Raw genomic sequence first — 17,614 nt, 5'->3', positions numbered from 1 at the left:
GGACGAGGGTCACGAGGCCTCCGTGCGGCCGGCGGCCATGCCCGCGGCGTCGAGCAGGGCCATACCGACGATGAGGTCGGCGCCGCCGAACTCGTGGTCGTCGAGCGGGGTCCCGTCGTCGACGGCGAAGAGCAGGCGCTCCTCACCCTGGCGGTAGGCCGTGCCGACCGGGGGGCTCGCCGCGTGGACCGCGAGGAGGGCCACGAGGTACGGCAGGTCGGCGTCGAGCTCGCGGGCCTCGGCCAGCAGACCGGAGAGGCGCCGGGGCGCGTCGTGCTCCAGGTCGAGCAGTCGCATCGCGTTCGCGAGCTGCTCCTCGCTGAAGCGGGAGTCGTCCGGGGTGGCGATGAGATCGGGTTCGGGCATCTCGGCGCCGAGGTGCTCGCGCTCCACGGGCGGGGTCAGCAGCAGGTCGACCAGGTCGCCGAGGCGGACCGAGGCGGGGGTCCGCAGACCGGTGCCGCGGGCGAAGAACGCGTCGGTGACCCTGGCGGCCTGCTCGACGGGGAGCGGCAGGGTCGGCGCGACCAGTTGCCCGTACAGGTCGAGCCCGGTGTACGCCGTGGGCGCGGCGAAGGCCTGCCGGTCCTGCTCGGCGCGGAAGAGCGGCCCGGCGTCCAGGAGGCGGGACTGGAGCTGGGTGTGGCGCCGGATGCAGTCCTTCACTATGTCCACGAGCTCGGCGGCGCGCCGCTTGTGCTCGGCGGTCTTCGCGTCGGACGCGGCCTCGGCCTCGTCGCGGGCCTTGCGGATGTTGGTGAGGATCGCGTTCTCGTGGCGGTAGCGGTCGGCGACGTGGTCGAGCGCCTCGGCGATCATGTCGGGGACCGTCTGGAGCCAGTCCACCGCGCGGACGTTGCGCCGGGTGGCCTCCAGGGTCTTGCGGAGGGTCTCGGCGTACTGCACGGTGCGGTACCGCGCCTGCTCGGCCGCGAGCTGGGCGTCGGCGAGGCGGCCCCGGTTGATGAGGACCTCCAGCTTCACCTCGGCGGCGATCTGGGCGCTGGTGACGTCGGTGTCGAGCGCGCCGACCAGCACGTTGACCGCCTCGTCGGTGGTCCGGAGGTAGACGCCGCCGCCGTATCCCGGGACCTCCTCGATGAGCTTGAAGTCGTAGTCCCGGCGGACGTAGACGCCGTCGGTGCCGAAGGTGCCGTAGACCGCGCGGAAGCCGCGGTCGACGCTGCCGACGTTGATCAGGTTCTCCAGGACCCAGCGGGCCACGCGCTCGTGCTCGGCGGCGGGGCGGTCGGGTGCCTGGGCGGCGACGCGGGGCAGCAGCCGGGCGACGATCTGCTCGTGGTCGGCGCCGGTGTCGAAGTCCATGTTGAGTGTGATGAGGTCGATGGCCGAGAGGGCCACCTCCGCCATCGCGTAGACCGTGTACTCCCCCGCCAGGTTCGCCTTGCGGGCGTCCAGGTCGTGCAGCGGGGCGGTGCACGCGAGCGCGCGGAGGCGCCGCGCGAGCCCTTCGTCGGCGGCCGGGCCCTGCGCGGGGCGCGGCCCCGCGCTGAGCTGGGGCGGAGCGAGGTCCGTCGAGGCAGGCGAAGTCACGGTGGACAGATTAGGTCCTCGAACTGACAACGGTCGAAACGGCGCAGATGCGACCGGCCTCCCGGCGGGCGCGGGGCGGTGGGTGCGCGGGGTCCCGGGGCGGTCGGTTCTGTGGCTCGGGCGGTCGGCCGAGGGCCGGCCCGGGGGCGGTCCGGCAGCCCCAGGCGGCGGCCGAGGGACGGCCCTGGGCGGTCCGGCGGCCCCGTACGGTCGCTGCGGGCTGCCGGCTCCGTACGGTCGCTGAGGTCGCTGCACCGGCCCCGGACGGCCGGTCAGTCCCGCAGCCCCGGCCGGTCAGTCCCGCCGCCCCGGCGGGGCGTCGGCGGTCCCGGTGTACGCGGCGGCGACCTGGTCTCGGGAGTCGTCGAGGTAGCGGACGAGGAGCCGCTCGGCCGTCGTCCGGTCCCCGCCCCGCAGGGCGTCCAGGATCTCGCGGTTCCGCGCCAGGAAGGGCTCGTGCAGGGCGCGCGGGTCGTCGACCCCGTGGAACGCGAGACGGAGCTCGGCGAGGACGCCGCGCATCAGCTCGTCGGTACGGGCGCTGCCCGCCAGGGCGACGAGCTCGCGGTGGAAGCGGATGTTGGCCGTGGAGACGCCCGCCCAGTCGCCCGCCAGGGCCGCGCGCTCGCCGACCGCGACGGCGTCGGCGAGCGCGCCGAGGGCATACGGGGGCCGGCCGAGGCCCCGGACGACGGCGCACTCGACGAGGCGCCGGGTCCGGTGGATGTCGTCCACGTCGTCGACCGCGAGGACCCGGACGAAGACGCCCCGGTTGAGCTCGTGGACGAGCAGCCGCTCGTGGGAGAGGAGCCGGAAGGCCTCCCGCAGGGTGTTGCGGGACACGCCGAGCGCGCCCGCGATGCCCTCCTCGGAGAGCCGGGTGCCGGGCGGGAAGTACCCCTCGGCCACCCGGTTCCGCAGGATGTCCGCGACCCGCTCGGCCGTGCTGGTGCGTCCGAGCAGCACACGGTCGTCGGTCAGATCTCCGGCTTCGCTCGCGGTCACGGCGCGCTCCTTGTCGGATCGTTCAACAATCCTCTACCTTGACGGCATCGTACGGTCCCCGTGCCGCGCCCCGGCACTCCCCCCCCCTGCTGCGAGGTACAGATGCGCACGCCCACGGACCAGAGCCCGGCCGAGGCCCTGATCGACCTCAACGCCGATCTCGGCGAGGGCYTCGGACGCTGGACGCTCACCGACGACGAACAGCTCCTGTCCGTGGTGACCAGTGCCAACGTCGCGTGCGGCTTCCACGCCGGGGACGCGGTGACCATGCGGCGGGTCTGCGAGCTCGCCGCCGCGCGAGGGGTCCGGATCGGGGCCCAGGTCTCGTACCGGGACCTGGCGGGTTTCGGACGGCGCTCGATGGACGTGCCCGCGGCGGAGCTGGCCGCCGAGGTCGCCTACCAGATCGGCGCGCTGGAGGTCTTCGCACGCGCGGCGGGCGCGCGCGTGGCGTACGTGAAGCCGCACGGCGCGCTCTACAACCGGGTGGTCCGGGACGAGGAGCAGGCCGCGGCGGTGGTCGAGGGCGTCCTGCTCGCCGACCGGACCCTGCCGGTCCTGGGGCTTCCGGGGTCGCGGCTGCACGAGGCCGCGGCGGCAGCCGGACTGCCGGTCGTGCCCGAGGCCTTCGGGGACCGGGCCTACCGCGCCGACGGCACGCTCGTGCCGCGGGGGCGGGCCGGGGCGGTCGTCAGCGACCCCGACGCCGTGGTGGAGCGCTCGGTGGCCCTGGCCCGGTTCGGCGTGGTCACCGCGGACTGCGGGAGTTCCGTCACGGTGCGGGCCCGGTCGCTGTGCCTGCACGGCGACACCCCGGGCGCGGTGGACCTCGCCCGGCGGGTGCGGGAGCGCCTGACGGAGGCCGGTGTACGGGTGGAGGCCTTCGCATGAGTACGACCGTCCCGCGCGTGCTGCGCGTGGGCGAGGGGGCGCTCCTGGTGGAACTCGCCGGGGGCGAGGAGACGGAGGCCTTCCACGCCGAGCTGCTGCGCCGGCGGGCCGCCGGTGCGCTGCCCGCCGTACGCGAGATCGTGCCGGCGGCGCGCACGGTGCTGCTCGACGGGGTGGCGGAGCCGGAGCGGCTCGCGGCCGAGCTGACGGGCTGGGAGGTGGCGCCGCTCCCCGCCCGCGTGGGCGGGACGGTGGAGCTGCCGGTCCGCTACGGCGGACCCGACCTCGCGGAGGTCGCCGCGCTGTGGGACGTGTCGGTCGAGGCGGCGGTACGGATCCACACGGCGACCGAGTTCCGGGTCGCGTTCTGCGGCTTCGTCCCGGGCTTCGGCTATCTGACGGGGCTCGGCGAACGGTACGCGGTGCCCCGGCGGGCCACACCGCGCACGCACGTCCCGGCGGGCTCGGTCGCGCTGGCGGGGCCGTACACGGGCGTGTACCCGCGCTCCTCCCCCGGCGGGTGGCAGCTGATCGGCACGACGGACGCGGTCCTCTGGGACACGGCGCGGGAGCCCGCCGCGCTGCTGTCCCCGGGCACCCGGGTCCGCTTCACCGCGGACGGCGGACCGGCAGGGGGCGGACGATGACCGACCGGGCCGACCGGGCCGTCGTCGTGGTCCGGGCCGGTGCGCTGACCACCGTGCAGGACCTGGGGCGCTTCGGCCACGCGCATCTCGGGGTGCCCCGCTCGGGCGCCCTCGACCCGTCGGCCGCACGCCTCGTCAACCGGCTCGTCGGCAACCCGGAGGCCGCGGCCGTCCTGGAGACCACCGTCGACGGCTGCGCCCTGCGCACCCGGTGCGCGGTCACCGTGGCGGTGGGCGGCGCGCCCTGCCCGGTACGGGTGGGCGGGCGTCCGGCCGCCTGGGGCCGGGCGGTACGCGTCCCCGCCGGGTCGGTCCTGGACGTCGGCGCGGCCACGCACGGGCTGCGCGCGTACGTGGCGTTCGGCGGCGGGGTCGATGTCGAACCGGTCCTCGGGAGCCGCTCCACCGACCTGCTGTCCGGGCTCGGTCCGGCCTCACTGGTGGAGGAGACGGTCCTGCCCCTGGGACCGGCCCCGGCGGCGCGCACGGCGGGACAGGGTGCGGCCGACGCTCCCCCGTGGCCCGCCCCACCCCGTGAACTGGTCCTGCGGGTCCGGCTCGGGCCTCGCGAGGACTGGTTCACGGCGGCGGCGCTCCACACCCTCACCACGCGCGCGTACCGGGTGTCCCCGACCGGCAACCGCATCGGCCTGCGCCTCGAAGGCCCGGCCCTGGAACGGGCACGCCACGACGAGCCGGCCAGCGAGGGCATGGTCCTGGGCGCGGTCCAGGTGCCGCCCGACGGGCGGCCGGTGGTGTTCCTCGCCGACCATCCGACGACCGGGGGCTATCCGGTGGTCGGGGTGGTGCGGGAGGCGGACCTGGGCGCGGCGGCGCAGGCCGTGCCGGGCACCCCGGTCCGGTTCGTCCGGGTGCGCTGATCCCGCCCGTCCGGTGCGGCGGAGCCCGGTCCCGGTGGAGCAGTCCCGCCGACCCGGCCGTCACGCCGTCGCGGGCGGCGGGACATAGCCGCCGCCTCCGGGCGTGCGCCGGAGGTTCGGTGTCATCGCCGCGCCTCCTCGGGGAGGCGTGCCCCGTCGGCCGGCAGGGCGTCGTGGGCCGCGAGGAAGGCGGTGACGGAACGCTCCCAGGTGAAGACCTCGGCACGCGCGCGTGCGGCGCGGCGGCGGGTGTCCTCCGGCACCGCCAGCAGACCCCGTACGGCGGAGGTGAAGGCCCCGGGGGTGTCCACGGCGGCGGCGCCCGCGGTGCCGACGACCTCCGGGAGCGCGGAAGAGGCGCTCACGACGACCGGCGTCCCGCAGGCGAGGGCCTCCAGGGCGGAGAGGCCGAACGTCTCCGCCGGCCCCGGGGCCAGGCACACGTCGGCCGCCGCCTGGAGGTCCGCCAGAGCCTCCCGGTCGGCGACGTGCCCGAGGAACCGCACCGGCAGCCGGCGCTCCCGCGCCCGCCGTTCCAGGGCCCCCTTCAACGGCCCGTCTCCCGCGACCACCAGCGTGGCCGCGACGCCGGCGTCGTGGAGCTCGGCGAGGGTGTCCAGGGCGACTCCGGGCCGCTTCTCGACCGAGAGGCGCGAGCAGAGCAGGAGCAGGACCCGCTCCCCGTCCGCGTACCGGGCGCGGAGCAGGGTGCTGCGGCGGTCGGGCCGGCAGCGTTCCAGGTCCACGCCGAGCGGGGCCCGTACGACGTTCCGCGCCCCGATCCGGAGGAACTCCCGCTCCGCCCACTCGGTGGTGCAGACGATCCGGGCGAACGCCCAGGCCGTGCGCCGGTTGAGCCGGTCCGCGGCGCGGGCCGCGACGGGGGCCGGCACGCCCCAGGTGCGCAGGACGCCGTCCGCGGTCTCGTGGGAGACCATCACCGAGGGCACGCGGGCGCGCCGCGCCCACTCCCCCGTCCACCGCAGGGTCGTGCGGTCGGAGACCTCGATCCGGTCCGGGGCGAGATCTTCGAGGAGGCGGCGCACGCGGCGCCGGTCGGCGAGGACCCGGTAGCCGCCGGTGCCGGGCAGCACGGGGCCGGGGAGGGTGATGACCCGGCCCTGCGCGGTGCGGACGTCGCTCGCGAGGTCGCCGGGGACGACGAGGACGGGTTCGTGGCCGGCCTCGCGGTAGCCCTGGCCGAGCCGGTCGAGTGCGGTGCGGAGGCCGCCCGAGGTGGGGGTGACGAAGTTCGCGAGCCGCACGATGCGCAGCCCGTCGCCGTGCCGCCCGTGAACCGGGCCGGCGGCCCCGGCGTCGTCGTGAATCGGCCCGAGCACCTCTCCGCCGTGAACCGATCCGAGCACCCTGCCGTCGCGAACCGCTCCGAGCACCCCACCATCGTGAACAGCGCCGACCTCCCCACTTCTGTGAATCGGGTCAACAGTCGTTCCGCTGTGCACGAGGTCGGCGCCCGCTCCCCCGTGCACGGGGTCGGCAACGGAGTGCTCGTCGTCCCTCACGTGTTCGACGCTCATGCCGCCACCGCCGTCCGCTCCCGCAGAACCTCCGTGTAATGCCCGATCAGTTCGTCCCCGAGCGCTTCCCAGGAGCGGCCCTCGACGGCGGCCCGCCCGGCTTGGCCGTAGGCGGCGCGCAGCGCGGGCGAGGCGGCGAGCCCGGCGACGGCCGTTCGGAGCGCTTCCGGGTCTCCCGGGGGTACGAGGAGCCCGGTGCGCCCGTGGTCGACCAGGTCGAGCGGGCCTCCGGCCGCCGGGGCGACGACCGGGAGACCGCTCGCCATGGCCTCCTGGACGGTCTGGCAGAAGGTCTCGAGGGGGCCGGTGTGGGCGAACACGTCGAGCGAGGCGAAGATCCGGGCGAGGTCGTCGCCCACGCGGCGGCCGAGGAACCGGGCGTCCGGCAGGGCGCCGCGCAGTGTGGGCTCGCTCGGGCCGTCCCCGACGACCACCAGCCGTACGCCGGGGAGGCTGCCCGCTCCGGCGAGGAGGTCCACGCGCTTCTCGGGGGCGAGGCGGCCCACGTAGCCGACGAGGAGTTCGCCGTTCGGGGCGAGTTCGGCGCGCAGGGCGTCGTCGCGCAGCTCGGGGCGGAAGCGGGCGGTGTCCACCCCGCGGCCCCAGAGCCGGACGCGGTCGATGCCGTGGGCCGCCAGGTCGCGGGCGGCGGAGGAGGAGGGTGCGAGGGTGCGGTCGGCAACCCCGTGGACGGCCCGGAGGCGGCGCCAGGCGGCGGCCTCTCCCGTACCCACGTACGTGCGGGCGTAACCGGCGAGGTCGGTCTGGTAGACGGCGACGGCGGGGATGCCGAGGCGGGCCGCGGCGGTCATCCCGCGCACACCGAGGACGAACGGGCCGGCGAGGTGTACGAGGTCGGCGCGGTGGGCGGCGATGGCCGCGGCGACACGCCGGCTGGGCAGGGCGACGCGCACCTGCGGGTAGCCGGGGAGCGGGAGCGACGGCACCCGGACGACGGCGCAGGGGGCGTCGGCGTCCGCGGCCGGGTCGGCCACGGCGGGGGCGATGACGAGCGGGGTGTGGCCCCGCCGGGTGAGGTGGCGCGCGGTCTGCAGGGCGCAGTGCGCCACACCGTTGACGTCGGGAGGGAAGGATTCGGTGACGATGACGACACGCATACGGGTGTTGTCGTCGCGCTCGGCGTGTCCCCGTCAACGTCGATCTGGACGGGGAGGGAACGTCCCATGAGCGTTTCGCGCGGACGGCCCGGGGGCCGCCGACCGTACGGCCGCGCGCGCACGTGCCCGGACTCACCCGTACGGGCCGGACCGCAGCCGTACGGGCCGGACAGCCGTACAAGCCCGAGCGCAGTCGCACGAGGGCCCGAGCCCAGGCCTACGGACCCACCCCGCCCGCGCCCGGGCCCCCGGGGCGGGGCCTCACGCGGCGGGTTCTCCGCCGGGGGCCGCGCCGCCCCGGAGCCGGGTGGCGGGGAACGGGTCCGGCCGCGGGGGCCGGACGTCGTCCGGGCCGGGTCAGACCTGGAGGTCGGGTCCTATGCGGTTGCGTACCGCGGTCTGGACCTCGACCTCCTCGGCCGGGTCCGCCGCGAGGCGGCGCAATCGCTCGGCGACGCGCACGTCACCGGTCTCGGCGTGCAGGGCCGCCACCTCGCGGGTGGTCTCCTCGCAGTCCCAGAGGCATTCGACGGCGAAACCGGTCGCGAAGGTGGGGTCGGTGGCGGCGAGGGCGCGGGCCACGCGCCCGCGGAGCTGGGACGAGGCCGTCTCGCGGTAGACGTGGCGCAGTACGGGTGCCGCGCAGGCGATGCCGAGGCGGCCCGCGCCGTCGACGAGTCCGCCGAGCGCGGGCGCGTCGGGGCCTTCGGAGCGGATGGTGCCGCGCAGCGCGCCGAGGACGGAGGGGGAGTCCTGGGCGGTGCCGCGGCAGGCGAGCACATCGGCGGCGGCGGCGCCGAGGGCGTCGGTCCGGCGGACCCACGCGCGGGCGCGGGCGACGGCGTCCTCGCCGCACATGCGGCGGTACGCGGCGATCGCGGCCTCGGCGACCTCGGCGGAGTCGCCGTCGGCGGCCGCCTCGACGAGGTCGAGGACGGCGGGGTCCCGTGACTCGGCGAGGTGGTGCAGGGCGGCGCCCCGGGCGCCCACCGAGCCGTGGCGGGCGGCGGCGAGCAGTTCGGGCCGGTCCTCGGGTCCCGCGACGGCGGTGAGGCAGCGGGCGGCGGGGCCGTGCAGCACGGCTCCGCGCTCGTAGCCCTCCTGCGCCCAGTCGAGGACGGCGCGGACGCTCCAGCCGGGGCGGGGTCCGGCGGGCCGCATCTGGCGCTGCCAGCGGTCGAAGGAGCCCTGTTCCTGGGCGGCCCTGACCCGGGCGCCGACGGCGTCGCGCCGGTCCTCGGCCCACAGCCGCCAGGGGCGGGGCTCGAAGGCGTCCCGGACGACCCCGGCCAGCTCGGCGTCGCCCTCGGCGTCGGCCGGGAAGCGGGCCAGTACGGGGGCGGCGAGCGCGCGCAGGCCGGCGTCGTCGTCGCGGAGCGCCAGCTCGTCCAGGGCCCAGGCCCAGTTGGTGCCGGTCGCGGCGTAGCGCCGGAGCAGCAGCAGGGCGTCCTGGCGTCCGTAGGACGCGAGGTGTCCGAGGACGGCGAGCGCGAGCCCGGTCCGGGACTCCTCGGTGTCGAGGACGTCCTCGGCGCCGAAGAGGTGGGCGTCGATCTCGTCGAGACCTCCGTGGAGGTCCAGGTAGAGACGGGCGTAGTAGAGGGAGCGGTTCTCGACCTGCCAGTCGTGGCGGGGATCGGCGAGAACGCAGTGGTTGAGGGCCGCGAGGGCCTCGGCACGTGGCGCGGCGAGCGCGTGCAGGGTGCCGTCGCCGCGGCCCCGCTGCAGCAGGCCGAGCAGGGTGCCGCTCGGCGCTATGACTGGATCGAACATGGGGAGACGCCTCACATCAAGCTGTCGACACGACCGGGGGATTCCGGGATGACCCGGGTCGGGCGGTACATCGCCCGTACGCCTAGGCCGTGCGCCGACATGTCGGGCCGCTCGTCGTCCATCGCCTGCCAGTGATCATCTTCCTCAGCCTCTCGTCGGTGGCCCGTTTTGCCGGACCCGACGTCATGATGACCCACCCATTTCGCCACCGCGACCACATTTCCGACGCCGCTCTCACCTGGGGTTCAGCGCCCGTTCACCGGGATCCGAAGAGTTCCAGGAGTTCGGCCTTGCCGAACATCCGCGCGGTGTCGGCGGCGGACGGAGTGCCGGCTTCCGGATTCGCGCCGCCGTCGAGCAGGGCGCGGACGACGGCGTCCTCGCCCTTGAAGACGGCGCCGGCGAGGGGGGTCTGGCCGCGGTCGTTGGCGCGGTCGGCGTCGGCCCCGCGCGCGAGGAGCGCGGCGACCGCGGGGGCGTGCCCGTGGTAGGCGGCGAGCATGACGAGGGTGTCGCCCTTGTCGTTGGTGAGGTTCGCCGGGACCCCGGCGTCGACGTAGGCGGCGAGCCCGTCGGCGTCCCCGGTACGCGCGAGGTCGAAGACCTTGGACGCCAGCTCGATGACCTCGGGGTCCGGAGTCTCGCTCATCGGTGGGCCCACCCTTCTCCTGTGTCGACGACCTGCGCACGACAAGCGCGGCCGTACGAGTGAATCGACAGGGTACTGCCCGTTCGGCGACATGACCGCGCCCGGCTGAGGCAAACATCACGGCAGTCCGGAGTCGGCCGCTCCCCTAGCGCACGCCGGGCGTTTCGCCACTCGACAGCTCGTTCGACGTCCGCCGGTCAAGTGAAATCGGCGGTTTTTCACCCCAATGCACCTTTAGTCACATAGATACTTGCTGTGAACCTGGAAGGACTCATGGTGACTGTCCCCTCAACCAGGAGAAGAACCAATGATCCTGTCCATCTCAGGCGTGGTCCTGCTCGGCATCATCTGCTTCCTGTTCTTCAAGAAGGACGGGATGAAGGCCTCGCACGCCCTCGTCAGTGCGCTGTTCGGCTTCTACCTCGCGGGTACGGCCATCGCCCCGAGCATCACGGCGGGCGGGCAGAGCCTCGCCGGCCTCCTGGGCGGGATCAAGTTCTGACGCCCCTCCGTCCCTTCCACCACCTCAGGAGTACTTCGTGGCCCGGCGACCACTCCCCCGCATTCTGAGCAGCGGCAGCGCACAGATCGCTCGCAGTCGAGAGATCGCGCGCACGGCCGCCGACAGCGCCACCGACGTGCTCCATCCACTGATCACGGTCTCCCGTGGTCTGCGGAAGCTGGCCGCGTCCGCGCGTGCCAGGTGGGCCGCGACCCCCAAGGAACGGCGTGGACCGACGCTGCTCCTGGTCGCGGCCTGCGTCCTGGTCGTCGCCCTGATGCCGTACGGGCCGCTCCTCGCGCTCGTCACGCTCATGGCCGCGGCCGCGTGGAAGGGACGCGTGCGTCCCGTCGTCAGGACCGGACCCGACGACAACGAGGCCGCACGGCTCAAGGGCCTGTACGAGGCCCTCGTCCCGTACTTCTCCGTCCCCGAGGACCCCGCCCCGCTCTTCACCCACGGGGGCGACTGGAGCGGTGCCCTCTCCGAGTACGCCTTCGACGAGGACGGGCGCCCCACCCGCCTCCGGATCGCCTACCCGCCGTACTTCGCCGACGGCGAGCCCGCGGCACGCGCGCGCGTCGAGCAGCTGCTCCACGCCAAGTCCGGCCGCGGCCGCGAGTACCGCTTCGACTGGGACGAGGAGGGCAACCGGCTCGCCATGAGCGTGCTGCCCGCCCTGCCCACCACCATCGCCGCCCAGCGCTTCGTCACCGTGCYGGGCGAGACCGTCCTGGGCTTCACCGACGCGGACGCCGTCCAGCGGACCGTGCCCGTGGTCGCCTCCGACGGCACGGAGGACGCACCGGCCGTCGTCTGGCGCACCGGCCCCCGCTCCACCGAGCCGCACCTGCTGGTGGTCGGGCAGCCGGGCAGCGGCACCACCTCCCTGCTGCGCTCGATCGCCCTCCAGGCCCTCCCCCACGGCGACGTCCTGATCGTCGAGGGCGGCGGGACCGGCGAGTACGCGTGCCTCGCCGGACGCGACGGAGTCCTCGCCGTCGAGTGCGGCCTCGCCGGCTCGCTGGCCACCCTGGAGTGGGCGGCGCACGAGACGGAACGACGGCTGATCGCCGCCAACCGGGCCCGCCAGGCGGGCCACCCGGTCCCGGAGGACACCCGGCGGCCGCTCTGGATCCTCCTCGACCGGCCCGGCGTCCTGGCCGACCTGGCGGCGGCCGACGGCCGCCCCGACCCGCAGGAGCTGCTCCAGGTCCCCCTGCGGCACGGCCGGGCCGCCCAGGTCACGGTGGTGGTCGCCGAGCAGTTCGACGGCACCGACACCCTCAGCGAGGCGGTACGGAGCCACACCAGGGCCCGGATCGTGCTCGGACCCGCCGCCCCCGACCAGATCGCCGCCGTCCTCGGCACCGCACCGCACACCACCCCGGCCCCGCACGTCCCCGCGGGCCGCGGGTACGCCCGCCTCGGCGGCGGACCGGTGCTGCGCCTCCAGGTGCCGGCGACGCCCGACCCGTACGACGAGGAGACGAGCGACGCGCACCGCCAGGCGGTGCTGGCGCTCCTCCCCGAGCGCCGGACGGCGACGACCGTGTCGATCGAGAAGATCACCCTGAAGCTGCACGCCCCCGTCCCCGCGGAGGGCTGAGCAGCACCACGCGCGCGCGTGGGGGAGAGCGCCACGCACGCACGTGAGGAACAGCAGCACGCACACGCGTGAGGAGGCCGGTACGGACCCCGTCCGTACCGGCCTCCTCAGCTGTGCCGCGCCGCCCGGCCGCCCGCTACGCCACGAACGAGCGCGGCGGCTCGGTGCCGCCGCCCGCGCCCGACTCGACCAGCCGGGCCGCGGCCGCCAGCCGGACCGCGGCCTCGTCGGCGACCGGCCCGCCGACCGTGAAGGGCAGCCGGACGAAGCCCTCGAAGGCCCCGTCCACCCCGAACCGGGGCCCCGAGGGGACCCGGACGCCGACCCGCTCCCCCACCTCGGCCAGGCGCGAGCCGGAGAGGCCACCGGTGCGGACCCAGAGGGTGAGGCCGCCGCGCGGCACCGAGAACTCCCACTCCGGGAGCTCCCGGCGGACGGCGGCGACGAGCGCGTCCCGGTTCTCCCGCGCCTGCTCCCGGCGGAGCGCCACGGCCTCCTCCCAGCCGCCCGTGCGCATCAGCCAGTTCACCCCGAGCTGTTCGAGCACGGGGGTGCCGAGGTCGGCGTAGGCGCGCGCGGCCACCAGGGAGCGGATGACGTCGGGCGCCGCGCGGACCCAGCCGATGCGCATGCCCGCCCAGAACGCCTTGCTCGCCGAGCCGACGGTGAGGACGGTGGAACCGGCCGGGTCGAAGGCGCAGACCGGCCGGGGCATCTCCACGTCGTCGTCCAGGTGGAGCTCGGCCATGGTCTCGTCGACGACGAGGACGGTGCCGGCCGAGCGGGCGGCGTCCACGAGCTGCCGGCGCTGGTCCTCGTCGGCGAGGGCCCCGGTCGGGTTGTGGAAGTCGGCCACCACGTACGCGAGGCGGGGCGCCGCGTCCCGCAGCACCTGCCGCCAGCGGCCCAGGTCCCAGCTGCCGAGCCCCTCGGACATGGCGACGGGGACGAGCCGGGCCCCGGCCTCCCGCATCAGCTGGAGGATGTTGGCGTACGAGGGGGACTCGACGGCGATCCGCTCGCCGCGCCCCGCGAAGAGGTGGCAGATGGCGTCGATGGCGCCCATGGCACCGGTCGTGACCATGATCTGCTCGGGCATCGTGGGGATGCCGCGCGCGGTGTACCGGTCGGCGAGCATCTGCCGCAGCGTGGGCAGCCCCGCCGGGTAGTCGCCGTGCGTGTGCGCGTAGGGGGGCAGCTCCTCCAGGGCGCCCTGGACGCCCCGGGTGAGCCACGGCTCGGGCGCGGGCAGCGCCGCGCAGCCGAGGTCGATCATCGAACCGAGGGACTCCGGCGGCAGCGGTTCGAGGCCCCGCGCGGGCAGCGGGTTGCCCGCCGGCACGGCGGTCCAGCTGCCGGCGCCCCGCCGCGACTCCAGGAAGCCCTCGGCGCGGAGCGCCTCGTAGGCCGCCGCCACCGTGGTGCGGCTGACGGTCAGGGCCAGGGCGAGTTCCCGCTCGGCGGGCAGCCGGGCGGCGACCGGGACCCGGCCCTCCAGGACGAGCAGGCGGATCCCGTCGGCCAGTGCGCGGTAGGCGGGCGGCTTCCGGGTCCCGGGCCCGGCGGGCCGCGCCTGCTGTGCCTGGAGCTGCCGGGCGAGCTGCGCCGGCCCCACCGCCGAAGTCCACTGGGCCATCGAAATCAGTCCACCTTCGTCGAATTGGCCATGGTTGGCATCTCTTCCCCCGCCACAGAGTGTCATGAGCCAGTCCACTGCCACCACCCTGGGGGGAAGTCCCTTGTCCATCGCCTCCGGCCGCCACGGCCGGCACCTCACCCGTCGGCTCGTCCAGCTCTACGCGGGACTGACGCTCTACGGGGTCAGCTCGGCGCTGCTGGTCCGCAGCGGCCTCGGCCTGGAGCCCTGGGGCGTGCTGCACCAGGGCCTCGCCGAGAGGACGGGCCTGACCATCGGCGTGGTGTCGATCATCGTCGGGGCCGTGGTGCTGCTGCTGTGGATCCCGATCCGGCAGCGGCCGGGCCTCGGCACGGTGTCCAACGTGTTCGTGATCGGCCTGGCGATGGACGGCACCCTGGCGCTCGTTCCGGACGTGCACGGCCTGGCCGGGCGGATCCCGCTGCTCGTGGCCGGCATCGTCCTCAACGGGGTGGCGACCGGCCTGTACATCGCGGCGCGGTTCGGTCCCGGCCCGCGCGACGGCCTGATGACCGGTCTGCACCGGCTCACCGGCCGGTCGATCCGGCTGGTGCGCACGGCGATCGAGGTGGCGGTGGTCGCCACCGGCTTCCTGCTGGGCGGCTCGGTCGGCGTCGGCACGGTGCTGTACGCGCTGGCCATCGGACCGCTCGCGCAGTTCTTCCTGCGCTGGTTCGCCGTTCCCGGGCCGGAATCCGGAGGCACCGCGGTCGCCCCCGCGACACCGGAAGGCGCCATACTGCGGCGGTGACTCGCGTACGCCACCCCTACCTCGACCATCCCGGACCCCTCCCGTTCGCCCATCGCGGCGGCACGGCGAACGGCCTGGAGAACACCGCGGCCGCCTTCCGCCGGGCCGCCGCCGCGGGCTACCGCTACTTCGAGACCGATGTGCACACGACGTCGGACGGGGTCCTGGTCGCCTTCCACGACGCGACGCTCGACCGCGTCACCGACGCCTCGGGCCGGATCGCCGACCTGCCGTGGGCGGCGGTGCGCGAGGCCCGGGTGGCGGGCAAGGAGCCGCTGCCGCTCTTCGCCGACCTCCTCGACGAGTTCCCGGAGGCGCGCTGGAACGTGGACCTCAAGACCGAGTCCGCGCTCCACCCCCTGGTGGACCTGATCCGCCGGAAGCGCGCCTGGGACCGGGTCTGCGTGGGCTCGTTCACCGAGGCCCGGGTCGTCCGGGCCCAGCGGCTGGCGGGGCCCGAGCTGGCCACCTCGTTCGGCGTCCGCGGGGTGATCGGGCTGCGGCTGCGCTCGCTCGGCATCCCGGCGGCGGTACGGGCCGGGGCGGTCGCCGCCCAGGTCCCCGAGCGGCAGGGCGGCATCCCGGTGGTGGACCGCCGCTTCCTCCGTGAGGCGCACGCGCGCGGGATCCAGGTCCATGTGTGGACCGTGAACGATCCGGCGCGGATGCACTCTCTCCTCGACCTGGGGGTCGATGGCATCATGACCGATCAACTGGAGACGCTGCGCGCGGTGCTGACCGAGCGGGGCGTGTGGGTCTGAGCGCGCGTCCCGGTGCCTCCGGACCCGGATCACCGGGCCCGGCCACGGGGACGAACGAGGGGGCGCGGCCTTGACCGCTGGAACCACCGAACCGGAGGAGTACGCCACCGATCCCGCCGCACGCAAGCGGGAGCAGCGGGGCTGGTACTTCTACGACTTCGCCTGCTCGGTGTACTCGACGAGCGTGCTGACCGTGTTCCTCGGCCCCTACCTGACCTCGGTGGCCCGGGAGGCGGCCGACGCGGAGGGCTATGTGCACCCGCTCGGGATACCCGTGCGGGCCGGTTCGCTCTTCGCCTACGGGGTGTCGGCCTCGATCGTGGTCGCGGTCCTGCTGATGCCGCTGGTCGGCGCGATCGCGGACCGTACGGGCCGGAAGAAGCCGCTGCTCGCGGCCGCGGCCTACACGGGCGCGGCGGCCACGGCGGGGATGTTCTTCCTCGCGGGGGACCGGTATCTGCTGGGCACGTTCCTGCTGATCGTGGCGAACGCCTCGCTCTCGGTCTCGATGGTGCTCTACAACGCCTATCTGCCGCAGATCGCGGAGCCGGACGAGCGGGACGCGGTCTCCTCGCGCGGCTGGGCCTTCGGGTACACCTCGGGCGCGCTGGTCCTGGTGCTGAACCTGGTCCTCTACTCGGGCCACGACTCCTTCGGCCTCACCGAGGGCGAGGCGGTCCGGATCTGTCTGGCCTCGGCCGGTGTCTGGTGGGGCGCCTTCACCCTGGTGCCGCTGCGGCGGCTGCGGGACCGCCGGATCGGCCCGGAGATCCCGGACGGGGCGGGCGGCGGCGCGGTCGGCAGCGGCTGGCGGCAGCTGCGGGAGACCCTCAAGGACATGCGCCGGCACCCGCTGACGCTCTCGTTCCTGCTGGCCTACCTGGTCTACAACGACGGCGTCCAGACCGTGATCTCGCAGGCGTCGGTGTTCGGCTCGGAGGAGCTCGGCCTCGACCAGACCACGCTGATCACCGCGGTCCTGCTGGTCCAGGTGCTCGCCGTGGCGGGCGCGCTCGGCATGGGGCGACTCGCCCGGTCGTACGGCGCCAAGCGGACGATTCTGGCCTCGCTCGCGGTCTGGACCCTGATCCTGGTGGCCGGCTACTTCCTGCCGGCCGACGCGCCCGTGTTCTTCTACTGTCTGGCGGCCGCGATCGGCCTGGTACTGGGCGGGAGCCAGGCCCTGTCGCGTTCGCTGTTCTCGCATCTGGTGCCGCGCGGCAAGGAGGCGGAGTACTTCTCGGCGTACGAGATGAGCGATCGGGGGCTCAGCTGGCTCGGTCCGCTCGTGTTCGGTCTCGCGTATCAGCTGACCGGGAGCTACCGGGATGCCATCATCTCCCTGGTGATCTTCTTCGCGGTCGGCTTCGCCCTGCTCGCCAGGGTCCCGGTGCGGCGCGCGGTGGAGGCCGCCGGGAACCCGATACCCGACCGTATTTAGACGTGGCAGTGAAAGGGCGGTAGTGTACGCGTTTGGCCTGCCAGGCGGACCGTTACTGCGTGCTGCTTTAGTGAAAACACCGGGTCACATCTGCCGTCAGATGTGACAAAGCGGGCACTGGTGGGTACAACAAGGGGCGGCACGACGGGCGACGCATGACCCGGCACGGGAATCTTTACCGCCGACCGGACGTTGACCGGATAACGACGACAGCGACACCTGTCCTGTGGGCGACAAGCCCGGGAGGCACGATTCATGAGTGAGCGAGCTCTTCGCGGCACGCGCCTCGTGGTGACGAGCTACGAGACCGACCGCGGCATCGATCTGGCCCCGCGCCAGGCCGTGGAGTACGCATGCGAGAAGGGCCATCGTTTTGAGATGCCCTTCTCTGTGGAAGCGGAAATTCCGCCGGAGTGGGAATGCAAGGTCTGCGGAATCCAGGCTCTCCTGGTGGACGGGGACGGACCTGAGGAGAAGAAGGGCAAGCCTGCGCGTACGCATTGGGACATGCTCATGGAGCGGCGCACGCGCGAGGAGCTGGAGGAGGTCCTCGCCGAAAGGCTGGCCGTCCTTCGTTCCGGCGCCATGAACATCGCCGTGCATCCGCGCGACAGCCGCAAGTCCGCCTAGCGGACCCACCGGCCGAAGAACGCCGAGGGGCCCGGTACACACCTCGTGTACCGGGCCCCTCGGCGTTTCCGTGCGCACCCTCCGCCCGCCGGAAGCCGGTCGGTCCCGATCCGTCGGCCGGACGCCCGTCCCGACCGGCGCCCGCGAGAACGCCCGTCCCCCGCCGAAACGGGGGACGGGCGTCCGGCCGACGGATCGGGACCGACC

At 74.7% G+C, this 17,614-nt stretch carries 16 protein-coding genes; 9 read left to right on the top strand and 7 right to left on the bottom strand.

The genetic code is table 11. The features are described from left to right. Positions 1–9: 9 nt before the first annotated feature. Both EAO70_RS25265 and EAO70_RS25260 read right to left on the bottom strand, forming a co-directional pair. Positions 10–1,554 (bottom strand): hypothetical protein, encoded by a 1,545-nt coding sequence (locus EAO70_RS25265; RefSeq protein ID WP_148005048.1) that lies wholly within the window; start codon positions 1,552–1,554, stop codon positions 10–12. A 294-nt stretch (positions 1,555–1,848) separates the two neighbouring features. Beyond that, positions 1,849–2,559, bottom strand: coding sequence for a GntR family transcriptional regulator (locus EAO70_RS25260; protein WP_148005047.1), 711 nt, complete (start codon positions 2,557–2,559; stop codon positions 1,849–1,851). A 102-nt stretch (positions 2,560–2,661) separates the two neighbouring features. Between EAO70_RS25260 and EAO70_RS25255 the strand changes: the two genes are divergently transcribed. The 3 genes from EAO70_RS25255 to EAO70_RS25245 are packed head-to-tail and all read left to right on the top strand — an operon-like array spanning position 2,662 to position 4,978. After that, positions 2,662–3,450 (top strand): LamB/YcsF family protein, encoded by a 789-nt coding sequence (locus tag EAO70_RS25255; RefSeq protein WP_148005046.1) that lies wholly within the window; start codon positions 2,662–2,664, stop codon positions 3,448–3,450. After that, entirely contained in the window at positions 3,447–4,097 is a 651-nt protein-coding gene (locus EAO70_RS25250; protein ID WP_148005045.1) for a 5-oxoprolinase subunit B family protein, read from the top strand. Before EAO70_RS25255 ends, EAO70_RS25250 begins: the two co-directional genes overlap by 4 nt. Next, positions 4,094–4,978: a biotin-dependent carboxyltransferase family protein gene (locus EAO70_RS25245; RefSeq protein ID WP_148005044.1), complete on the top strand. Its 885-nt coding sequence runs from the start codon at positions 4,094–4,096 to the stop codon at positions 4,976–4,978. Before EAO70_RS25250 ends, EAO70_RS25245 begins: the two co-directional genes overlap by 4 nt. Before the next feature lie 122 nt (positions 4,979–5,100). On the opposite strand, the gene EAO70_RS25240 is transcribed toward EAO70_RS25245, so the two are convergent. The 4 genes from EAO70_RS25240 to EAO70_RS25225 all read right to left on the bottom strand — a co-directional run bounded on the left by EAO70_RS25240 (position 5,101) and on the right by EAO70_RS25225 (position 10,056). Further along, the gene (locus EAO70_RS25240) at positions 5,101–6,318 is read right to left on the bottom strand and encodes a glycosyltransferase (protein WP_410091357.1); all 1,218 of its coding nucleotides are present in this window, start codon (positions 6,316–6,318) and stop codon (positions 5,101–5,103) included. Between the two features lie 194 nt (positions 6,319–6,512). Further along, complete coding sequence (locus tag EAO70_RS25235; protein ID WP_148005043.1) at positions 6,513–7,634, bottom strand: glycosyltransferase family 4 protein; 1,122 nt, start codon at positions 7,632–7,634, stop codon at positions 6,513–6,515. Positions 7,635–7,991: 357 nt separating this feature from the next. Next, the gene (locus EAO70_RS25230; protein ID WP_148005042.1) at positions 7,992–9,407 is read right to left on the bottom strand and encodes a HEAT repeat domain-containing protein; all 1,416 of its coding nucleotides are present in this window, start codon (positions 9,405–9,407) and stop codon (positions 7,992–7,994) included. Between the two features lie 256 nt (positions 9,408–9,663). Further along, positions 9,664–10,056: an ankyrin repeat domain-containing protein gene (locus tag EAO70_RS25225; RefSeq protein ID WP_148005041.1), complete on the bottom strand. Its 393-nt coding sequence runs from the start codon at positions 10,054–10,056 to the stop codon at positions 9,664–9,666. A 307-nt stretch (positions 10,057–10,363) separates the two neighbouring features. On the opposite strand from EAO70_RS25225, the gene EAO70_RS25220 reads away from it, so the two are divergent. Both EAO70_RS25220 and EAO70_RS25215 read left to right on the top strand, forming a co-directional pair. After that, entirely contained in the window at positions 10,364–10,558 is a 195-nt protein-coding gene (locus EAO70_RS25220) for a hypothetical protein (RefSeq protein ID WP_015032212.1), read from the top strand. 37 nt (positions 10,559–10,595) lie between these two features. Continuing rightward, the gene (locus EAO70_RS25215; protein WP_148005040.1) at positions 10,596–12,167 is read left to right on the top strand and encodes an ATP-binding protein; all 1,572 of its coding nucleotides are present in this window, start codon (positions 10,596–10,598) and stop codon (positions 12,165–12,167) included. A 136-nt stretch (positions 12,168–12,303) separates the two neighbouring features. Here EAO70_RS25215 and EAO70_RS25210 read toward each other — a convergent pair whose 3' ends face one another. Further along, a complete protein-coding gene (locus EAO70_RS25210) occupies positions 12,304–13,803 on the bottom strand; it encodes a PLP-dependent aminotransferase family protein (RefSeq protein ID WP_148005039.1) in 1,500 nt (499 codons plus the stop codon). A 64-nt stretch (positions 13,804–13,867) separates the two neighbouring features. Here EAO70_RS25210 and EAO70_RS25205 point away from each other — a divergent pair, with 64 nt between their 5' ends. The 4 genes from EAO70_RS25205 to EAO70_RS25190 all read left to right on the top strand — a co-directional run bounded on the left by EAO70_RS25205 (position 13,868) and on the right by EAO70_RS25190 (position 17,407). Continuing rightward, complete coding sequence (locus EAO70_RS25205; protein WP_187284012.1) at positions 13,868–14,575, top strand: YczE/YyaS/YitT family protein; 708 nt, start codon at positions 13,868–13,870, stop codon at positions 14,573–14,575. After that, the gene (locus EAO70_RS25200) at positions 14,572–15,336 is read left to right on the top strand and encodes a glycerophosphodiester phosphodiesterase (protein ID WP_148005037.1); all 765 of its coding nucleotides are present in this window, start codon (positions 14,572–14,574) and stop codon (positions 15,334–15,336) included. The genes EAO70_RS25205 and EAO70_RS25200 overlap by 4 nt, the downstream gene beginning before the upstream one ends. Before the next feature lie 70 nt (positions 15,337–15,406). After that, positions 15,407–16,777, top strand: a complete 1,371-nt coding sequence (locus EAO70_RS25195) for an MFS transporter (RefSeq protein ID WP_148005036.1) — start codon at positions 15,407–15,409, stop codon at positions 16,775–16,777. Between the two features lie 255 nt (positions 16,778–17,032). Continuing rightward, on the top strand, positions 17,033–17,407 hold the full coding sequence (locus tag EAO70_RS25190) for an RNA polymerase-binding protein RbpA (protein ID WP_015032218.1): 375 nt from the start codon (positions 17,033–17,035) through the stop codon (positions 17,405–17,407). Positions 17,408–17,614: the final 207 nt, after the last annotated feature.

This window comes from Streptomyces sp. adm13(2018) (assembly GCF_008042145.1).
Lineage (GTDB): Bacteria > Actinomycetota > Actinomycetes > Streptomycetales > Streptomycetaceae > Streptomyces.
This window is presented reverse-complemented; position numbering and strand designations above follow the sequence as displayed.